Origin of the sequence: Duganella sp. sic0402 (genome assembly GCF_019219065.1) — a bacterium.
GTDB lineage: Bacteria > Pseudomonadota > Gammaproteobacteria > Burkholderiales > Burkholderiaceae_D > Rugamonas.
Map to the genome: position 1 here is coordinate 52,342 of NZ_JAHUWK010000007.1, position 15,464 is coordinate 67,805.

The following is a 15,464-nucleotide window of genomic DNA, read 5'->3' on the forward strand; positions in this document are numbered from 1 at the left end:
AGGCCGCCTTGAAATCAAGCGTGATCTGCAACAGTGGCAGGACTGCTTTCTTTACGGGCCGCCATCAGGCGCCAGGCAAACAGCGCCAGGAACAGTGTGCCGACAGCGAATACCACGTCACCCGGAACGCGCATCCAGACCAGCGTTTCCATGAACTTGGAGTGGATCAGCTCAGGCGAACGGGCAAACCACATGCCGTGAGTGATGCTGCCCCAGGCTTGATAGATGCCGGCAGGGACCAGCGAGATGAACACCATCATCGCCAGGCCAATGTTCAGGCACCAGAACATAGGATGCAGCAGGGCGTCGGACCAGGCCAGGCGGCTGCTCAGGCCACGCAGGCAGAACAGCAGCAGGCCGATGCCCAGCATGCCGTACACACCAAACAGCGCGGCATGGCCGTGGGCTGCTGTCATGTTCAGGCCTTGCATGTAGTACAGCGCGATCGGAGTGTTGATCGAGAAGCCCAGCAGGCCGGCACCCACGGTGTTCCAGAAGCCTACGGCGATGAAGCACAGGATCGACCAGCGATAGCTGCTGACCCATGGCGCCGCTTTCGAGCGCTGATAGTTGCGCCATGCCTCGATACCGATCAGCGACAGCGGCACCACTTCCAGCGCCGAGAACATGGCGCCAATCGCGATGACGAAGGTTGGCGTGCCGGTGAAGTACAGATGGTGCAGCGTGCCCAGGATGCCGCCGAACAGGAACACAATCGTTTCCAGCACAATGGCGTTGTTGGCGGTAGCGGCGCGGATCAGGCCCAGTCGGGTGAACAGCAGCGCGATGACAGCGGTGGCAAACACTTCGAAGAAGCCCTCGACCCACAGGTGGACCAGCCACCAGCGCCAGTATTCGATCATCGAGTAGTGGCTATGGCGGCCCCAGGTCAGCGAGGTGGCGTAGAAGCCGCCGATGCACAGCGCCGACAGGAACACCATGACGATCAGGCCACGGCTGGACGATGGATTTTTCAGCGCAGGCCACAGTGCGCGGCCCAGCAGGGTGACCCAGAACAGCAGGCCGACGAATAGCAGGATTTGCCAGATACGGCCCATGCTGGTGAACTCCAGGCCCTGATTACCCAGCCAGAAGGCGAAGGCGGTGCCCTTGTGTTGCAGGGAGCCGATCCAGCCCATGGCGGTGGAACCAACCACGATGAACAGCAGCGCGTAGAACAGCACATTCACGCCGAGTTTCTGGAAGCGCGGCTCGTGGCCGGAGATGGCCGGCGCGATATACAGGCCGGTGGCCAGCCAGGCGGTGGCAATCCACAGCACGGCGAACTGGGTGTGGATGGTGCGGCTGACCACGAACGGCAGGATTTCCGCCAGCGGGTAGCCGAAGAAGCTGTTGCCTTCCACCGCATAGTGCGCGGTGATGACGCCCATGCCAACCTGCGCCAGGATCAGGCCGATCACCACGAAGAAGTACTTCTTGGTTGCCTGCATCGATGGCGTGGCTTTGAGGCTGAACAGTGGATCTGCCTTCGGTGGTTCGGGATCTTCTTCTTCCTTGGCGGCCGAGTGGGCCATGACCATGGCGGCGATCGCGCCGATCATCAGGATCACGCTGGCGATCGACCAGATGCCGGCTTCCGCAGTCGGGCGGTTGTCGATCAGCGGTTCATGCGGCCAGTTGCTGGTGTAGCTCAAATCCGTTTCGCCCGGACGGTCGGCAGCTGCGGCCCACGACGACCAGAAGATAAATGCAGGCAGTGCACGCAGGTCGTCCGCATCTGGCACGGAGTTGGCGGTCATCGCATATTGTTCGCGCAGCTGGTCCAGGCTTTTTGCATCGCCGAACAGGTCGGTGTAGTGCCTGGCGACGGCGCGCACGGCGGCGGCGCGGTCGGCCGACAGGGTGATGGCGCCGGTGCTGGCGTTATAGGTATTGCGGCGCATTTCCTCCTTCAGACGCGCGTTCAGCGCGGCCTGCTGCGACTTGTTCAGGTCATCGAAGTTGGCGCCGTGATCGCGCTGGGCCCAGATCTGGCGCAGTTCCAGCGCTTCGCGGTGCAGCCAGTCGGCCGACCAGTCGGGCGCCAGGTAGCTGCCGTGGCCCCAGACAGAACCGAGCTGCTGGCCGCCGGCGGAGAGCCAGGCTTGCTGGCCACGGTCAACCTGGCCTTCGCTGAAGAGCACCTCGTTATCGGCGCTGATGACTTGTTTGGGGATGGGTGGCGCGGTCTGGTAGATTTGCGCGCCCACCCAACCCAGAACGGCGAAGGAGAGTACGCAGATGACGGCGAGCCAGGTCCAGAGCTTGCGTGTAGCGTGCATGGCATGGTTCCTTTTTTTTGTAGGCTTGTCAGGATCGACAGCCCGAATTCTAGGCGCGAGTTTTAAACAAGCATACAAAATAGTTGTTATTTCTTGATCCAGGTTATGCCCGCGCAAAAGGCCCTCATGAATAATGGCTTCCATGCGATTGACCACCTTTACCGACTACACATTGCGCACGCTGATTTATCTGGCGCGCCAGCAGGCGCGCCTGTCCACCGTGGCAGAAATCGCCGAAGCGCATGGCATCTCCCAGCACCATCTGACCAAGGTGGTGTACCGGCTTGGACAGACCGGCGTGATCCGCACGGTGCGAGGGCGTAACGGCGGCATCATGCTGGCCCGGCCGGCGCGCGAGATTCGCGTCGGCCATGTGGTGCGCGACAGCGAGCCGGATTTCTATATCGCGGATTGCTTCGACGCTGAACACGCCACCTGCCGCTACGCGGGCCACTGCCGTGTGGAGGACGTGCTGGGGAAGGCCACTGATGCATTTTTGGCCACGCTGGACAAGGTCACGCTGGCCGATCTTGCCCGTGCCTAGTTCTTTCGACCTAGTCGGGATATACGTCATGCCGATGTTCGGATGTTGCGCCGCAGCGTACCCTGATGTCATCCCCCATGTGTAATCAGGAGAGGCAAAGTGTCAAACAATAACAAGGCTAACAAGGCAACTACGGTACTCGTGAGTAGTACTTTCGCGTTTACGATCTGCTTCGCGATCTGGATGATGTTTGCGGTGCTGGGCATCCCGATCAAGAAGATGCTGGGACTGAATGAAACCGAATTCGGCCTGCTGGCCGCCATGCCGGTGCTGAGCGGCTCGCTGGTGCGCGTCCCGCTGGGCATCTGGTGCGACAAATACGGTGGCCGCATCGTGTTCTTCCTGCTGATGCTGGCCACCGTGCCGGCGATCGCGCTGATCGGCCACGCCACCGAATACTGGCAGTTCCTGGTGCTTGGCCTGTTCGTCGGCCTGGCCGGCGGCTCGTTCTCGGTCGGCACGCCATATGTGGCGCGCTGGTTCGCCAAAGAGCGCCGCGGGCTGGCCATGGGCATCTTCGGCGCTGGCAACTCCGGTTCGGCACTGACCAAGTTTGTCGCACCGGCCATCATCGCGGCCTGGGGCTGGCAAGCGCTGCCGACCGTCTACGCGGTTGCGATGCTGGTGACGGCGATCCTGTTCTGGGTGTTTTCGGCGACTGACCCATCGCACCAGACCAGTTCCGCCGTGTCCTTCAGCGAGCAGCTGAAAGTGCTGAAGGATCGCCGCGTATGGCGCTACTGCCAGTACTACTCGGTGGTGTTTGGCGGCTATGTCGGTCTGGCGCTGTGGATGACCAAGTACTACGTGGGCGAATATGGCTTTGACCTGCGCCTGGCCGCCTTGCTGGCCGCCTGCTTCTCGCTGCCGGGCGGCGTGCTGCGCGCGGTTGGCGGCTGGATCTCGGACCGTCATGGCGCCTACAAGGTCACCTGGTGGGTGATGTGGGTGTGCTGGGTGTGCTTCTTCCTGTTGTCGTATCCACAAACAGCGATGATCATCCAGACCACCAACGGCCCGCTGCACCTCGACCTGGCGCTGTCGCCATGGCTGTTCACCGCGCTGCTGTTCATCGTCGGCACCGCCATGGCGGTGGGTAAAGCCTCGGTCTTCAAATTCATCGCCGATGACTTCAGTGACAACATCGGCGCCGTCTCCGGCGTGGTGGGCCTGGCCGGCGGCCTGGGCGGCTTTGTGCTGCCGATTATGTTCGGCGCCTTGCTGGACCTGACCGGCATCCGTTCCAGCGCCTTCATGCTGTTGTACGGCACCGTGTGCGTATCGCTGGTGTGGATGCACTTCTCGTTCCGCCCACAATCGACCAAATAAGATAAGGAGAACCTTATGAGCAAGTATATGATCAATACGTGGGAGCCAGAGAGTTCCGCGTTCTGGGGCAGCGGGGGCAAGTCCACCGCCAACCGCAACCTGTGGATCTCGATCCCCGCGCTGGCGCTGGCCTTCGCGATCTGGATGGTATGGAGCGTGGTGGTAGTCAATCTGCCGGCCATCGGCTTCAAATACAGCACCAACCAGTTGTTCTGGCTGACCGCGCTGCCCGGCCTTTCGGGCGCGACACTGCGCATCTTTTATTCGTTCATGGTGCCGATCTTCGGCGGCCGCAAATGGACCACGATTTCGACCGCCTCGCTGCTGATACCCGCAGTGGGCATCGGCTTCGCGGTGCAGGACATCAACACCGGTTATCCGACCATGCTGATTCTGGCGCTGCTGTGCGGCTTCGGCGGCGGCAACTTCGCCTCGTCGATGGCCAACATCAGCTTCTTCTTCCCGAAAGCGCAGAAGGGCTATGCGCTGGGCATGAACGCCGGCCTGGGCAACCTGGGCGTGTCGGCCGTGCAGTTCGTGGTGCCGCTGGTGATTACCGCCGGCGTGTTCGGCGCCATTGGCGGCGAGCCGCAAAGCGCCGTCAAGTCTGGGACCACCACCACCTTGTGGTTGCAAAATGCCGGCTTTATCTGGGTGCCGTTCATCATCGTCAGCAGCCTGCTGGCGTGGTTCGGCATGAACGACCTGGCCTCGGCCAAGGCCTCGTTCGCCGACCAGGCGGTGATCTTCAAGCGCAAGCACAACTGGCTGATGTGCTGGCTCTACACCGGCACCTTCGGCTCCTTCATCGGCTACTCGGCGGCGTTCCCGCTGCTGATCAAAACCCAGTTCCCCGACGTGAACGCGCTGAAATTCGCCTTCCTCGGCCCGCTGGTGGGCGCCTTGTTCCGGGTTGCGGGCGGCGTCATCGCCGACAAACTGGGTGGTGCGCGCGTCACGCTGTGGACCTTCGTGGGCATGATCGCCGCCGTGTATGGCGTGATCGCCTTCCTGCCGCACGGCGAGGCTGCCGGCAGCTTCAATGGCTTCTTCTGGATGTTCATGGTGCTGTTTGCCGGCACCGGCATCGGCAATGCCTCGACCTTCCGCATGATCCCGATCATCTTCATGACCGAGCGTCAGCGCGCGGTGGCGGGCCAGCCGGAAGCCATGCAGCAACAAGCGATTGTCGATGCGAACAAGGAAAGCGCCGCCGTGCTGGGCTTTACTTCGGCGGTGGCGGCGTATGGCGCCTTCTTCATCCCGAAAAGCTACGGCACCTCGATTGCGCTGACCGGCAGCGTGGACGCCGCGCTGTGGGGCTTCATCGCTTTCTACGCTAGCTGTATTGCCATCACCTGGTGGTGCTACGCCCGCAAAAACGCAGCCATGCCTTGCTAACCGGAGAAATATCATGATACCGCTGATCCCATCCGTCGAATTTGACGCCGCGCTGGTGCGTAAATTAAACAAGATGGGGCCGCGCTATACCTCGTACCCCACCGCTGACCGCTTTACCGGCGAGTTCGGCGCGACGCAGTACCGCGCCGCCGTCGAAAGGCTGGACACGGTCGGGGAAAGGGTGCCATTGTCGCTGTATGTGCACATCCCGTTCTGTGAATCGCTGTGCTACTACTGCGGCTGCAACAAGATCATCACGCAGGACAAGACCAAGTCTGCCGAGTACCTGAGCTACCTGTCGCGTGAAATGGCCCTGCAGGCCGAGGTGCTGGGCGAGCGCCGCAAGGTCGACCAGCTGCACTTCGGCGGTGGCACGCCGACCTACCTGAGCGATGCGCAGATGGACGGCTTGCTGGGCCAACTGCGCGCCTATTTCGATTTTGCGCCGGACGAGGCGGGCGAATTCTCCATCGAAGTCGATCCGCGCACGGTGACGCCGGAGCGCATCGCCACGCTGCGCCGCCAGGGCTTCAACCGCATCAGCCTGGGCATCCAGGACTTCGATCCGGCGGTGCAGAAAGCGGTCAACCGCATCCAGTCCTACGAGCAGACCATCGATGTGCTGAAGGCGGCCCGCAGCAGCGGCTTTCGCTCGATCAGCGTAGACCTGATCTACGGCCTGCCGCTGCAAAGCGTGGAGAGCTTCGGCCCTACCTTGGACAAGGTGGTGGCCGCGCGGCCCGACCGCATCGCCGTCTACAACTACGCCCACATGCCGCAGCTGTTCAAGGCGCAGCGGCTGATCAAGGCCGAAGAACTGCCGGATCCGGAAGCCAAGCTGGCCATGCTCGGCCTGTGTATCGAGCGGCTGACGGCGGCCGGCTATGTCTACATCGGCATGGACCATTTCGCGCTGCCGGAAGACGACCTGGCGCGCAGCCAGCGCGAAGGCCGGCTGCAACGTAACTTCCAGGGTTATTCCACGCACGCGGATGCGCCGATGGTGGCGCTGGGCGTGTCGGCCATCAGTGCGGTCGGCGCCAGCTACAGCCAGAACGAAAAGGTGCTGAGCGCTTACTACCAACGGCTGGACGCTGGCGAACTGCCGATCGCGCGCGGCATCACGCTGCATGAGGACGATGTGCTGCGCCGGACCGTGATCGGCCGCCTGATGTGCGACTTCGAGCTGGATTACGCAGGGCTGGTGCTGCCGCAAGGCGCCGCTCCGCAGGCTTATTTCGCCGAAGAGCTGGAGCGCCTGCAGGCGCTGGAAGAAGAGGGGCTGCTGAGTTTGGACGACAAGGGCATCAAGGTCAGCATGCGCGGCCGCCTGCTGATACGGAATATCTGCATGGCTTTCGACCAGTATTTGCATGCGCCCAAGCAGGAAGGGCCGCAGCCCGCGCGTTATTCGAAAACCATTTGAGGCGGTTATGGACAAGAACAAGATCAAGGTACAAGACTTTCTGGCCAGGGTGCCCCTGTTTAACTCGATGGGACCTGAAGAGCTGAACCGCATCGCGCTTGGCACCACCGAGGTCCGGGCAGAACGCGGCCAGCAGATTTTTCAGCGCGGTGATCCCTGTGTCGGCTTTCACCAGGTGCTGTACGGCCAGGTCAAGCTGTCGTTCACCTCGATCAGCGGCATTGAGAAAGTGATTGAACTGATCGGGCCGGGCCACAGCTTCGGCGAGGCGCTGATGTTCATGGGCAGCCCGTACATCGTGTCGGCCACCGCCACCGAAGATACGCTGCTGCTGCACGTCTCCAAGCCGGTGATCTACCGCGAGATTCATCACGATGCGGAATTCGCCTGCAAGATGCTGGCGGGCCTGAGCCAGCGCATGCACTCGCTGATGTGCGATATGGAGTCGTATGCGCTGCGTACCGGCACCCAGCGCGTGATCGGCTATCTGTTGAAGGAACTGCCCGACGCCGATGCTACGCAAGTCACGCTGCCGGTCACCAAGGCGGTGCTAGCCTCGCGCCTGAATCTGACGCCGGAGCATTTTTCGCGCATTCTGGCGGAGCTGAGCGCGCTCAACCTGATCACCTTCAAAGGCCGCAAGATCAATATCATCAATACAGAGGCTTTGCGCAATCATGCAGGATATTGAAAAATTCATCAGCGGCTTTAACCGCTTCCAGCAGCAGTATTTCAACGAGAATCCTGACCTGTACGGCAATCTGCGCACCGGCCAGCATCCGCATACGCTGCTGATTGGCTGCTGCGACTCGCGTGTCGATCCCTTGCTGCTGACCGGTAGCAATCCGGGCGATATGTTCATCGTGCGGAATATCGCCAACCTGGTGCCGCCGTGTACGCCCAGCGCACCGCCGGGCGTCAGCTCGGCCATCGAGTTTGCCGTCTGCGACCTGGAAGTGGATCGCATCATCGTGCTGGGGCATGCGCGCTGCGGTGGCATCCGTGCGCTGATGTCGCCGGCGCCACGCGTAGTGGAGCGTGAGACCGACTTTGTCGGCCAATGGATGCGGATTGCGGAGCCGGTGGCGGCGCGCGTCAAGCGCGAGCTGGCGCACCGGGATCACGCCGAACAGCACCACGCCTGCGAGCTCGCCAGCATTTTGCAGTCACTGGACAATCTGCTGACCTATCCGTGGCTGAAGCGCCGCGTCGACGAAGGAAAACTCAAGATTCACGGTTGGTATTTTGATCTGGAGAGTGGGGCGCTGATGGCGTATTCGGCTCGCCAGCAGCAGTTCCTTCCGCTGGTGTGTCCTCTGACTTCGGCGCGTTAAGCCCGAAGGTATCCCAGCCCTCGCCGAAGGTTTCGATCGGGTGCTGGGTACGGTCGGCGCCATTCCCGCAGACCATGGCGTCGTGGGCGCAGTATTTGTCGCAGCCCCAGCAGATCAGCTCCGGCCGTGCCGGGCGAATTGGAAAATGCTTGGCCATGCCGGCCCCGCTCAGGCGTATTGCAGCAGATCGCCGCTGCGGTCGAAGGCCAGCAGGCGCTCCATCTGGCCATGGCGGATGGCTTTGATCATCTTGCGCAGCGCGGCGTCGGTCTGTTCGCTGTTCGGTAGCTGGCTGGCGGTGCCGGACAGCGTGGTCACCAGCAGCACATCCCATTCCTGTCCCATGCGTTTGGCTTCTTCGGCCAGGTTGTCGAAGGTGTCCAGTTCCGCGACCTGCTTATCGACGCACATCACCGGCACCAGCGTGGTGCGGGCGCGCAGACCGGGCCTCACGTCGGACTCCGGCTCTGCGACGGCAAAGGTCAGCAGCAGGCGCTGTTGCTCCGGCTGGACAGCGGCGGCGATCAGCAATTCTTCAAAAGTGGCGATGTTCATGACTAGCTCCTTGCTTGGTGGCGCGCGCGATGCGGCGGCCCAAGCGTATGTATAACGCGCCGCGCGGCCGCTGCCCATGCTCATGAAGGACTAGATGGCCTAGTTCTTTTGCCGTGAAATAGTTCGGTGAAATCTGACCTGCATCAAGGATTTTTAGCGCACCGGCCATGGACAATGGCTGCGCTATGAAAGGATCTTCATGATGTGGAATCAACTACACCGTATCGGCATGCGCCGCCTGGCCTGGATCTTGGCCGCGCTGACTCTGTGGGTGCTGCTGTACGAAGGCTATAACCCGGCGCGTGCCGTGCCGCCGATGGCATCACGCTGCGGCGAGGAGGGTGTGCGCGCGCAAATCCGCTACGACAACGGCCGCACGCTGCTGTATTGCAGCGTCAACGCCATGTTCTCCCAGCTGGTCGCGCAGGAGCAGCCCGGCCTGGTGCGCGCCGCGCTGGTGCTGGATGCGGACGGCCGCTGGTCGGATGCCCGAAAACTGCCGAATTATCAGGAAATGCTGCAAACATGCGCCCGCGCGGGGTGCAACTAGTCACAAAGGACTAGACCGACTACTCCTTCTCACTGCGCCGCGCGGCCTTCTTGCCGATTCCCACAGGCCGCCGCGCTCCGTAGACTGATCTCATCGTAGAGTGAGGAGGTAGCATGAGTCATTTTCTGGATCGCCTGAAGTTCTTCAACAAAACCACGTCGACTTTCTCCGACGGCCACGGCGCCGTCGTCAATGAAGACCGTACCTGGGAAAACGCCTACCGCCAACGCTGGCAGCATGACAAGATCGTGCGTTCGACGCACGGCGTCAACTGCACCGGCTCCTGCAGCTGGAAGGTGTATGTGAAGAATGGCCTGATTACCTGGGAAACCCAGCAAACGGATTATCCGCGCACCCGTCCGGACCTGCCGAACCACGAGCCACGCGGCTGCCCTCGCGGCGCCAGCTACTCCTGGTATGTGTACTCGGCGCAGCGCGTGAAATACCCCATGGTGCGCGGCCGCCTGATGGACATGTGGCGGGACGCGCGTAAAACCATGGACCCGGTCACCGCCTGGGACTATGTCAGCCAGGACCCTGAACGCGCCGCCAAATACAAGTCGGTGCGCGGCCTGGGCGGCTTTGTGCGCGCCACCTGGGAGGAAACCAACGAGATGATCGCCGCCGCCAATGCGCTGACCATCAAGAAGTATGGCCCTGACCGCATCGTCGGCTTCTCGCCGATTCCCGCGATGTCGATGGTCAGCTACGCAGCTGGCACGCGTTACCTGTCGCTGATTGGCGGCGTGGCGCTGAGCTTCTATGACTGGTACTGCGATTTGCCGCCAGCCAGCCCGCAAGTCTGGGGCGAGCAGACCGACGTGCCGGAATCGGCAGATTGGTACAACTCCACCTATCTGATGGTGTGGGGCTCGAACGTGCCGATGACCCGTACCCCGGACGCGCACTTCTACACCGAAGTGCGCTACAAAGGCACCAAGACGGTCGCCGTATCGTCCGACTTCGGCGAGATGGCCAAGTTCGGCGACATCTGGCTGGCGCCTAAACAAGGTACTGATGCTGCGCTGGCGATGGCCATGGGCCACGTCATCCTGAAGGAGTACCACAGCGCGCAGCAGTCGCAATACTTCAAGGAATACGCCAAGCAGTACACCGACTTCCCGATGCTGGTGCTGCTGAAAGAGCAGAACGGCGTGCTGGCGCCCGAGTACTTCCTGCGCGCTTCGCACCTGGATAACAATCTGGACGAAACCAATAATCCGGAATGGAAAACCCTGGTCATCGATGAAGCCACTGGCCGCATCGTCGCGCCGGCCGGTTCGATCGGCTTCCGCTGGGGCGAGTCGGGCAAATGGAATCTGGAGATGAAAGAGGGCGGCAATGGCGCGCCGGTCGATCCGCAACTGTCGCTGCTGGGCAGTGGTGATGAAGTGCAGCCGGTCGCTTTCCCTTACTTCGGCGGCAAGGACGCCAGCGATATGCTGATGCGGAATGTGCCGGTCAAGCGCCTGACGCTGGCCGACGGCAGCAGCGCGCTGGTCGCCACCGTGTTCGACCTGACCATGGCCAACTACGGCGTGGACCGTGGCCTGGGTGGCGGTAATGTCGCGACCAGCTATGAAGACGACATTCCATACACCCCGGCATGGCAGGAGAAGCACACCGGCGTGAAAGCAGCAGACGTGATCACCGTCGCCCGCCAGTTCGCCGAGAACGCCGACAAGACCCGTGGCAAGAGCATGGTCATCGTCGGTGCGGCGCTGAACCACTGGTATCACATGGACATGACCTATCGCGGCATCATCAATATGCTGATGATGTGCGGCTGTATCGGTCAATCCGGCGGCGGCTGGGCGCACTATGTGGGCCAGGAGAAGCTGCGTCCGCAAACCGGCTGGACCCCGCTGGCCTTCGCACAGGACTGGAATCGTCCGATGCGCCAGATGAACGGCACCTCGTTCTTCTACAACCACACCAGCCAATGGCGTCACGAGAAGCTGCACACCGAGGAAATTGCCTCGCCGCTGGCAGGTGACGATGTCGCGCCAATGACGCTGCTGGACTATAACGCCAAGGCGGAACGCCTGGGCTGGCTGCCATCGGCGCCGCAGCTGCAAACCAATCCGCTGGAAGTGACGCGCGCCGCCGCTGCCGCAGGCGTCAAGCCAGTCGATTACGCAGTCGATCAGATCAAACAGGGCAAACTGGAATTCTCCTGCGACGATCCGGACAATCCGGCCAACTTCCCGCGCAATATGTTTGTCTGGCGCTCGAATATCCTGGGCAGCTCGGGCAAGGGCCATGAGTACTTCCTGAAGTACCTGCTGGGCACCCAGAACGCGCTGATGAGCGACGAATCGAACTGCATCAAGCCACGCGACGTGAAAGTACGTCCCGCTGCCGAAGGCAAGCTGGATTTGCTGGTGGTGCTGGACTTCCGCATGTCGACCACCTGCCTGTATGGCGACATTGTGCTGCCGACCGCCACCTGGTACGAGAAGGATGACCTGAATACCTCGGACATGCACCCGTTCATCCACCCGCTGTCGGAAGCCGTGCAGCCGCTGTGGCAGTCGCGCTCGGACTGGGAAATCTACAAAGGCATCGCCAAGAAGTTTGAAGAAATCGGCGGCGCTTATCTTGGCACGCAGCAGGACATCGTCCTGACTCCGCTGATGCACGATACCCCCGGAGAGCTGGGCCAGCCGTTCGATCCGAAAGACTGGCGCGCCGGCGAGTGCGAGCCGATTCCGGGCAAGACCATGCCTAACTTCACGGTGATCGAACGCGATTACAGCAAGATTCACCAGAAATTCACCTCGATCGGCCCGCTGCTGGAATCGATCGGCAACGGCGGCAAGGGCATCAGCTGGAAGACCGGCCATGAAGTCGAAGTCCTGCGCGGCATCAACCGCACAGTGATCGCAGACGGCATCGCCCAAGGCCAGCCACGCCTGGACACCGCGATCGATGCGGCCGAGATGATCCTGTCGCTGGCGCCGGAAACCAACGGCCACGTCGCGGTGAAAGCCTGGGATGCGCTGTCCAAGATCACGGGCCGCGACCATACCCACCTGGCGCTGCCGCGCGAGCATGACAGCATCCGCTTCCGCGACGTGCAGGCGCAGCCGCGCAAAATTATCTCGTCGCCGACCTGGTCGGGCCTGGAGTCGGAAGAAGTCAGCTACAACGCCTGCTATACCAACGTGCATGAACTGATTCCATGGCGCACCATCACCGGCCGCCAGCAGTTCTACCAGGATCACCGCTGGATGCGCGATTTCGGTGAAGGCTTGTGCGTGTACAAGCCGGCGATCAACACCAAGACCACGACCGCGATGCTGGGCGCCAAACCAAACGGCAATAAGGAAATCGCGCTGAACTTCATCACGCCGCACCAGAAGTGGGGTATCCACTCCACTTACTCGGACAACCTGCGCATGCTGACGCTGTCGCGCGGCGGTCCTCACGTGTGGCTGTCGGAGATTGATGCGCAAGCGGCGGGCATTGTGGACAACGACTGGATCGAAGTCTTCAACGTCAACGGCACGCTGACTGCCCGCGCCATCGTGAGCCAGCGGGTACCGGAAGGGATGACGCTGATGTACCACGCACAGGAAAAAATCATCAACGTGCCTGGTTCGGAGCAGTCGGGCAAGCGCGGCGGCATCCACAACTCGGTGACGCGCGCTGTCACCAAGCCGACCCACATGATCGGTGGTTATGCGCAGCTGTCGTGGGGCTTTAACTACTACGGCACCGTGGGCTCCAACCGCGATGAATTTGTGTTGGTGCGCAAGATGAACAAGATCGACTGGCTGGAAGGCCCACTGCAAGGAGTAAAAGAATGAAGATCAGAGCGCAAATCGGCATGGTGCTGAACCTGGACAAATGTATCGGTTGCCACACCTGCTCGGTCACCTGCAAAAACGTGTGGACCAGCCGCGACGGCGTCGAATACGCGTGGTTCAACAACGTCGAAACCAAGCCAGGCATCGGCTACCCGAAACACTGGGAAGACCAGAACAAATGGAACGGCGGCTGGCGCCGTACCGACGCGGGCAAGATCGAGCCGCGTCAGGGTAGCCGCCTGAAGATCCTGGCGCAGATCTTTGCCAATCCTAACCTGCCGAACATCGACGAGTACTACGAGCCGTTCACTTACGACTACGAGCGCCTGCAAAACGCGCCGCTGGTGGAAACCCCGCCAACCGCGCGCCCGATCTCGGTCATCACCGGCAAGAAGATGGACAAGATCGAGTGGGGTCCGAATTGGGAGGACGATCTGGGTGGCGAGTTCGCGCAGCGCAGCAAGGACACGCTGTTTGAAAACGTGCAGAAGGAAATGTACGGTACGTTTGAAAACACCTTCATGATGTATCTGCCGCGCCTTTGCGAGCATTGCCTGAATCCCGCTTGTGTCGCCTCTTGCCCATCCGGCTCGGTGTACAAGCGCGAAGACGACGGCATCGTGCTGATCGACCAGGACAAGTGCCGTGGCTGGCGCATGTGCATCTCCGGTTGCCCGTACAAAAAGATTTATTACAATTGGTCGTCGGGCAAGGCGGAGAAGTGCACCTTCTGCTACCCGCGTATCGAAGCCGGCCAGCCTACCGTGTGCTCGGAAACTTGCGTCGGCCGCATCCGCTACCTCGGTGTGCTGCTGTACGACGCGGACAAGATCGAAGCCGCTGCCTCGGTGGCCGATCCGCGCGATCTGTACCCGTCGCAACTGGGCCTGTTCCTCGATCCACACGATCCGGAAGTGATCGAGGAAGCACGCCGTCAGGGCATCCCGGACAGCTGGCTGGAATCGGCCAAGCGTTCGCCGGTGTACAAGATGGCAGTCGAGTGGAAGGTGGCATTCCCGCTGCATCCTGAGTACCGTACGCTGCCGATGGTGTGGTACATCCCACCGCTGTCGCCGATCCAGGCTGCCGCCGAATCTGGCCTGATGGGCAAGAACGGCATCCTGCCGGATACGCAAAGCCTGCGCATTCCAGTGCAGTACCTGGCCAACCTGCTGACCGCCGGCGATCAGCCGCCCGTTATCAAGGCGCTGGACCGCATGCTGGCGATGCGCGCCTATATGCGCAGCAAGAGCGTGGAAGGGGTGCCGGATCTGGAAGTGCTCAAACAGGTCGGCCTGGATGCGGAAACGGTCGAGGACATGTATCACATCATGGCCATCGCCAATTATGAAGACCGCTTCGTTATCCCAAGCAGCCACAAAGAGATGGCCGAGGACAGCTTCAATGAAAAAGGCAGCTGCGGCTTCAGCTTCGGCAACGGTTGCTCGGACGGCGTCAGCGACGCCAGCCTGTTCGGCAAGCGTAAGCACGGTTCGGAAATCTTCATGATGATGCCGAAGTCACGTAAGAAAAAAGCCAGCAGCGAGGAGAACGCAGATGTCTAATCCTGGCTACAAAGTGCTCTCCGCACTGCTGCAATATCCCGAGGCCGAGCTGGTGGCGGCGCAGGCGGAGCTGAACCAGCTGCTGCTGGAGCAGCTGCCGGCGTGGCACGCGCCGCTGCAAGGCTTGTTCGCCCACATCGGCGGCACCCCGCTGATCGATTTGCAGCAGGAGTATGTGGCGACCTTCGACCGCAGTCCCGGCCATTCGCTGCACCTTTTCGAGCACATACACGGCGAATCGCGCGACCGTGGCCAGGCCATGGTGGACCTGCTGGCGGAATACAGCCGCCACGGCCTGCAAATGGTCGGCGACGATCTGCCGGACTACGTGCCGCTGTTCCTGGAGTTCCTGTCGCAACAGGACGAAGCGGAAGCCGAGCGCCTGCTGGGCGACGCGATCCATGTACTGGCGCACATCGGCCGCAAGCTGCGCAGCAGCGGCAGCCCGTACGCTTGCGTGTTCGAGCTGCTGCAAACGCTGACGGCCGTGCAGGCCGAGGAGCTGAGCGGCCCGCCGGTACGCGACATGGATGAGGCGCTGGAAACCTTCGGCCCTGGCGCCGATGGCATCGAGCCGCTGCTCAAGCCTGGCGTCGGTCCGTTGGCTGGCGGCGCGCATCCGATCAATTTTTACCCCAAGGCGGCAGCGCCGCAGCATCACTGAAG

13 protein-coding genes are annotated in these 15,464 nt (G+C 61.6%); 10 read left to right on the forward strand and 3 right to left on the reverse strand.

All coding sequences use genetic code 11. The annotated features are described in order from the left end of the window. Positions 1-14: 14 nt before the first annotated feature. A complete protein-coding gene (locus KW842_RS17395) occupies positions 15-2,282 on the reverse strand; it encodes a nitric-oxide reductase large subunit (protein ID WP_218305373.1) in 2,268 nt (755 codons plus the stop codon). 142 nt (positions 2,283-2,424) lie between these two features. Here KW842_RS17395 and KW842_RS17400 point away from each other — a divergent pair, with 142 nt between their 5' ends. The 6 genes from KW842_RS17400 (at position 2,425) to KW842_RS17425 (ending at position 8,316) form a co-directional block, all read left to right on the forward strand. Beyond that, positions 2,425-2,826, forward strand: coding sequence for an Rrf2 family transcriptional regulator (locus tag KW842_RS17400; RefSeq protein WP_218305374.1), 402 nt, complete (start codon positions 2,425-2,427; stop codon positions 2,824-2,826). Between the two features lie 183 nt (positions 2,827-3,009). Beyond that, complete coding sequence (locus tag KW842_RS17405) at positions 3,010-4,155, forward strand: nitrate/nitrite transporter (RefSeq protein WP_229223778.1); 1,146 nt, start codon at positions 3,010-3,012, stop codon at positions 4,153-4,155. Between the two features lie 15 nt (positions 4,156-4,170). Then, a complete protein-coding gene (locus KW842_RS17410) occupies positions 4,171-5,556 on the forward strand; it encodes a NarK family nitrate/nitrite MFS transporter (protein WP_218305376.1) in 1,386 nt (461 codons plus the stop codon). Between the two features lie 13 nt (positions 5,557-5,569). After that, positions 5,570-6,982 (forward strand): oxygen-independent coproporphyrinogen III oxidase, encoded by a 1,413-nt coding sequence (gene hemN, locus KW842_RS17415; RefSeq protein WP_218305377.1) that lies wholly within the window; start codon positions 5,570-5,572, stop codon positions 6,980-6,982. A gap of 7 nt (positions 6,983-6,989) precedes the next feature. Continuing rightward, positions 6,990-7,673: a Crp/Fnr family transcriptional regulator gene (locus KW842_RS17420; protein WP_218305378.1), complete on the forward strand. Its 684-nt coding sequence runs from the start codon at positions 6,990-6,992 to the stop codon at positions 7,671-7,673. Then, on the forward strand, positions 7,660-8,316 hold the full coding sequence (locus KW842_RS17425; protein ID WP_218305379.1) for a carbonic anhydrase: 657 nt from the start codon (positions 7,660-7,662) through the stop codon (positions 8,314-8,316). The genes KW842_RS17420 and KW842_RS17425 overlap by 14 nt, the downstream gene beginning before the upstream one ends. Here the strand turns inward: KW842_RS17425 and KW842_RS17430 are convergent. After that, positions 8,207-8,473, reverse strand: coding sequence for a DUF3079 domain-containing protein (locus KW842_RS17430; RefSeq protein ID WP_218305380.1), 267 nt, complete (start codon positions 8,471-8,473; stop codon positions 8,207-8,209). The genes KW842_RS17425 and KW842_RS17430 overlap by 110 nt on opposite strands. Positions 8,474-8,484: 11 nt before the next feature. Further along, a complete protein-coding gene (locus KW842_RS17435) occupies positions 8,485-8,871 on the reverse strand; it encodes a hypothetical protein (RefSeq protein WP_218305381.1) in 387 nt (128 codons plus the stop codon). Between the two features lie 199 nt (positions 8,872-9,070). Between KW842_RS17435 and KW842_RS17440 the strand changes: the two genes are divergently transcribed. The 4 genes from KW842_RS17440 to narJ all read left to right on the forward strand — a co-directional run bounded on the left by KW842_RS17440 (position 9,071) and on the right by narJ (position 15,462). Then, positions 9,071-9,421: a nitrous oxide reductase accessory protein NosL gene (locus tag KW842_RS17440; protein WP_218305382.1), complete on the forward strand. Its 351-nt coding sequence runs from the start codon at positions 9,071-9,073 to the stop codon at positions 9,419-9,421. Positions 9,422-9,534: 113 nt separating this feature from the next. After that, complete coding sequence (locus tag KW842_RS17445) at positions 9,535-13,233, forward strand: nitrate reductase subunit alpha (protein ID WP_218305383.1); 3,699 nt, start codon at positions 9,535-9,537, stop codon at positions 13,231-13,233. Then, the gene (gene narH / locus KW842_RS17450) at positions 13,230-14,798 is read left to right on the forward strand and encodes a nitrate reductase subunit beta (RefSeq protein ID WP_218305384.1); all 1,569 of its coding nucleotides are present in this window, start codon (positions 13,230-13,232) and stop codon (positions 14,796-14,798) included. Before KW842_RS17445 ends, narH begins: the two co-directional genes overlap by 4 nt. Next, positions 14,791-15,462: a nitrate reductase molybdenum cofactor assembly chaperone gene (gene narJ, locus KW842_RS17455; protein WP_218305385.1), complete on the forward strand. Its 672-nt coding sequence runs from the start codon at positions 14,791-14,793 to the stop codon at positions 15,460-15,462. Before narH ends, narJ begins: the two co-directional genes overlap by 8 nt. Positions 15,463-15,464 lie beyond the last annotated feature (2 nt).

What these genes read in the sequence shown, in the direction of transcription:
- KW842_RS17395 (WP_218305373.1), bottom strand. Translation starts at nt 2,282, where the DNA reads ATGCACGCTACACGCAAGCTCTGGACCTGGCTCGCCGTCATCTGCGTA.
- KW842_RS17400 (WP_218305374.1), top strand. Translation starts at nt 2,425, where the DNA reads ATGCGATTGACCACCTTTACCGACTACACATTGCGCACGCTGATTTAT.
- KW842_RS17405 (WP_229223778.1), top strand. Translation starts at nt 3,010, where the DNA reads ATGATGTTTGCGGTGCTGGGCATCCCGATCAAGAAGATGCTGGGACTG.
- KW842_RS17410 (WP_218305376.1), top strand. Translation starts at nt 4,171, where the DNA reads ATGAGCAAGTATATGATCAATACGTGGGAGCCAGAGAGTTCCGCGTTC.
- hemN (WP_218305377.1), top strand. Translation starts at nt 5,570, where the DNA reads ATGATACCGCTGATCCCATCCGTCGAATTTGACGCCGCGCTGGTGCGT.
- KW842_RS17420 (WP_218305378.1), top strand. Translation starts at nt 6,990, where the DNA reads ATGGACAAGAACAAGATCAAGGTACAAGACTTTCTGGCCAGGGTGCCC.
- KW842_RS17425 (WP_218305379.1), top strand. Translation starts at nt 7,660, where the DNA reads ATGCAGGATATTGAAAAATTCATCAGCGGCTTTAACCGCTTCCAGCAG.
- KW842_RS17430 (WP_218305380.1), bottom strand. Translation starts at nt 8,473, where the DNA reads ATGGCCAAGCATTTTCCAATTCGCCCGGCACGGCCGGAGCTGATCTGC.
- KW842_RS17435 (WP_218305381.1), bottom strand. Translation starts at nt 8,871, where the DNA reads ATGAACATCGCCACTTTTGAAGAATTGCTGATCGCCGCCGCTGTCCAG.
- KW842_RS17440 (WP_218305382.1), top strand. Translation starts at nt 9,071, where the DNA reads ATGATGTGGAATCAACTACACCGTATCGGCATGCGCCGCCTGGCCTGG.
- KW842_RS17445 (WP_218305383.1), top strand. Translation starts at nt 9,535, where the DNA reads ATGAGTCATTTTCTGGATCGCCTGAAGTTCTTCAACAAAACCACGTCG.
- narH (WP_218305384.1), top strand. Translation starts at nt 13,230, where the DNA reads ATGAAGATCAGAGCGCAAATCGGCATGGTGCTGAACCTGGACAAATGT.
- narJ (WP_218305385.1), top strand. Translation starts at nt 14,791, where the DNA reads ATGTCTAATCCTGGCTACAAAGTGCTCTCCGCACTGCTGCAATATCCC.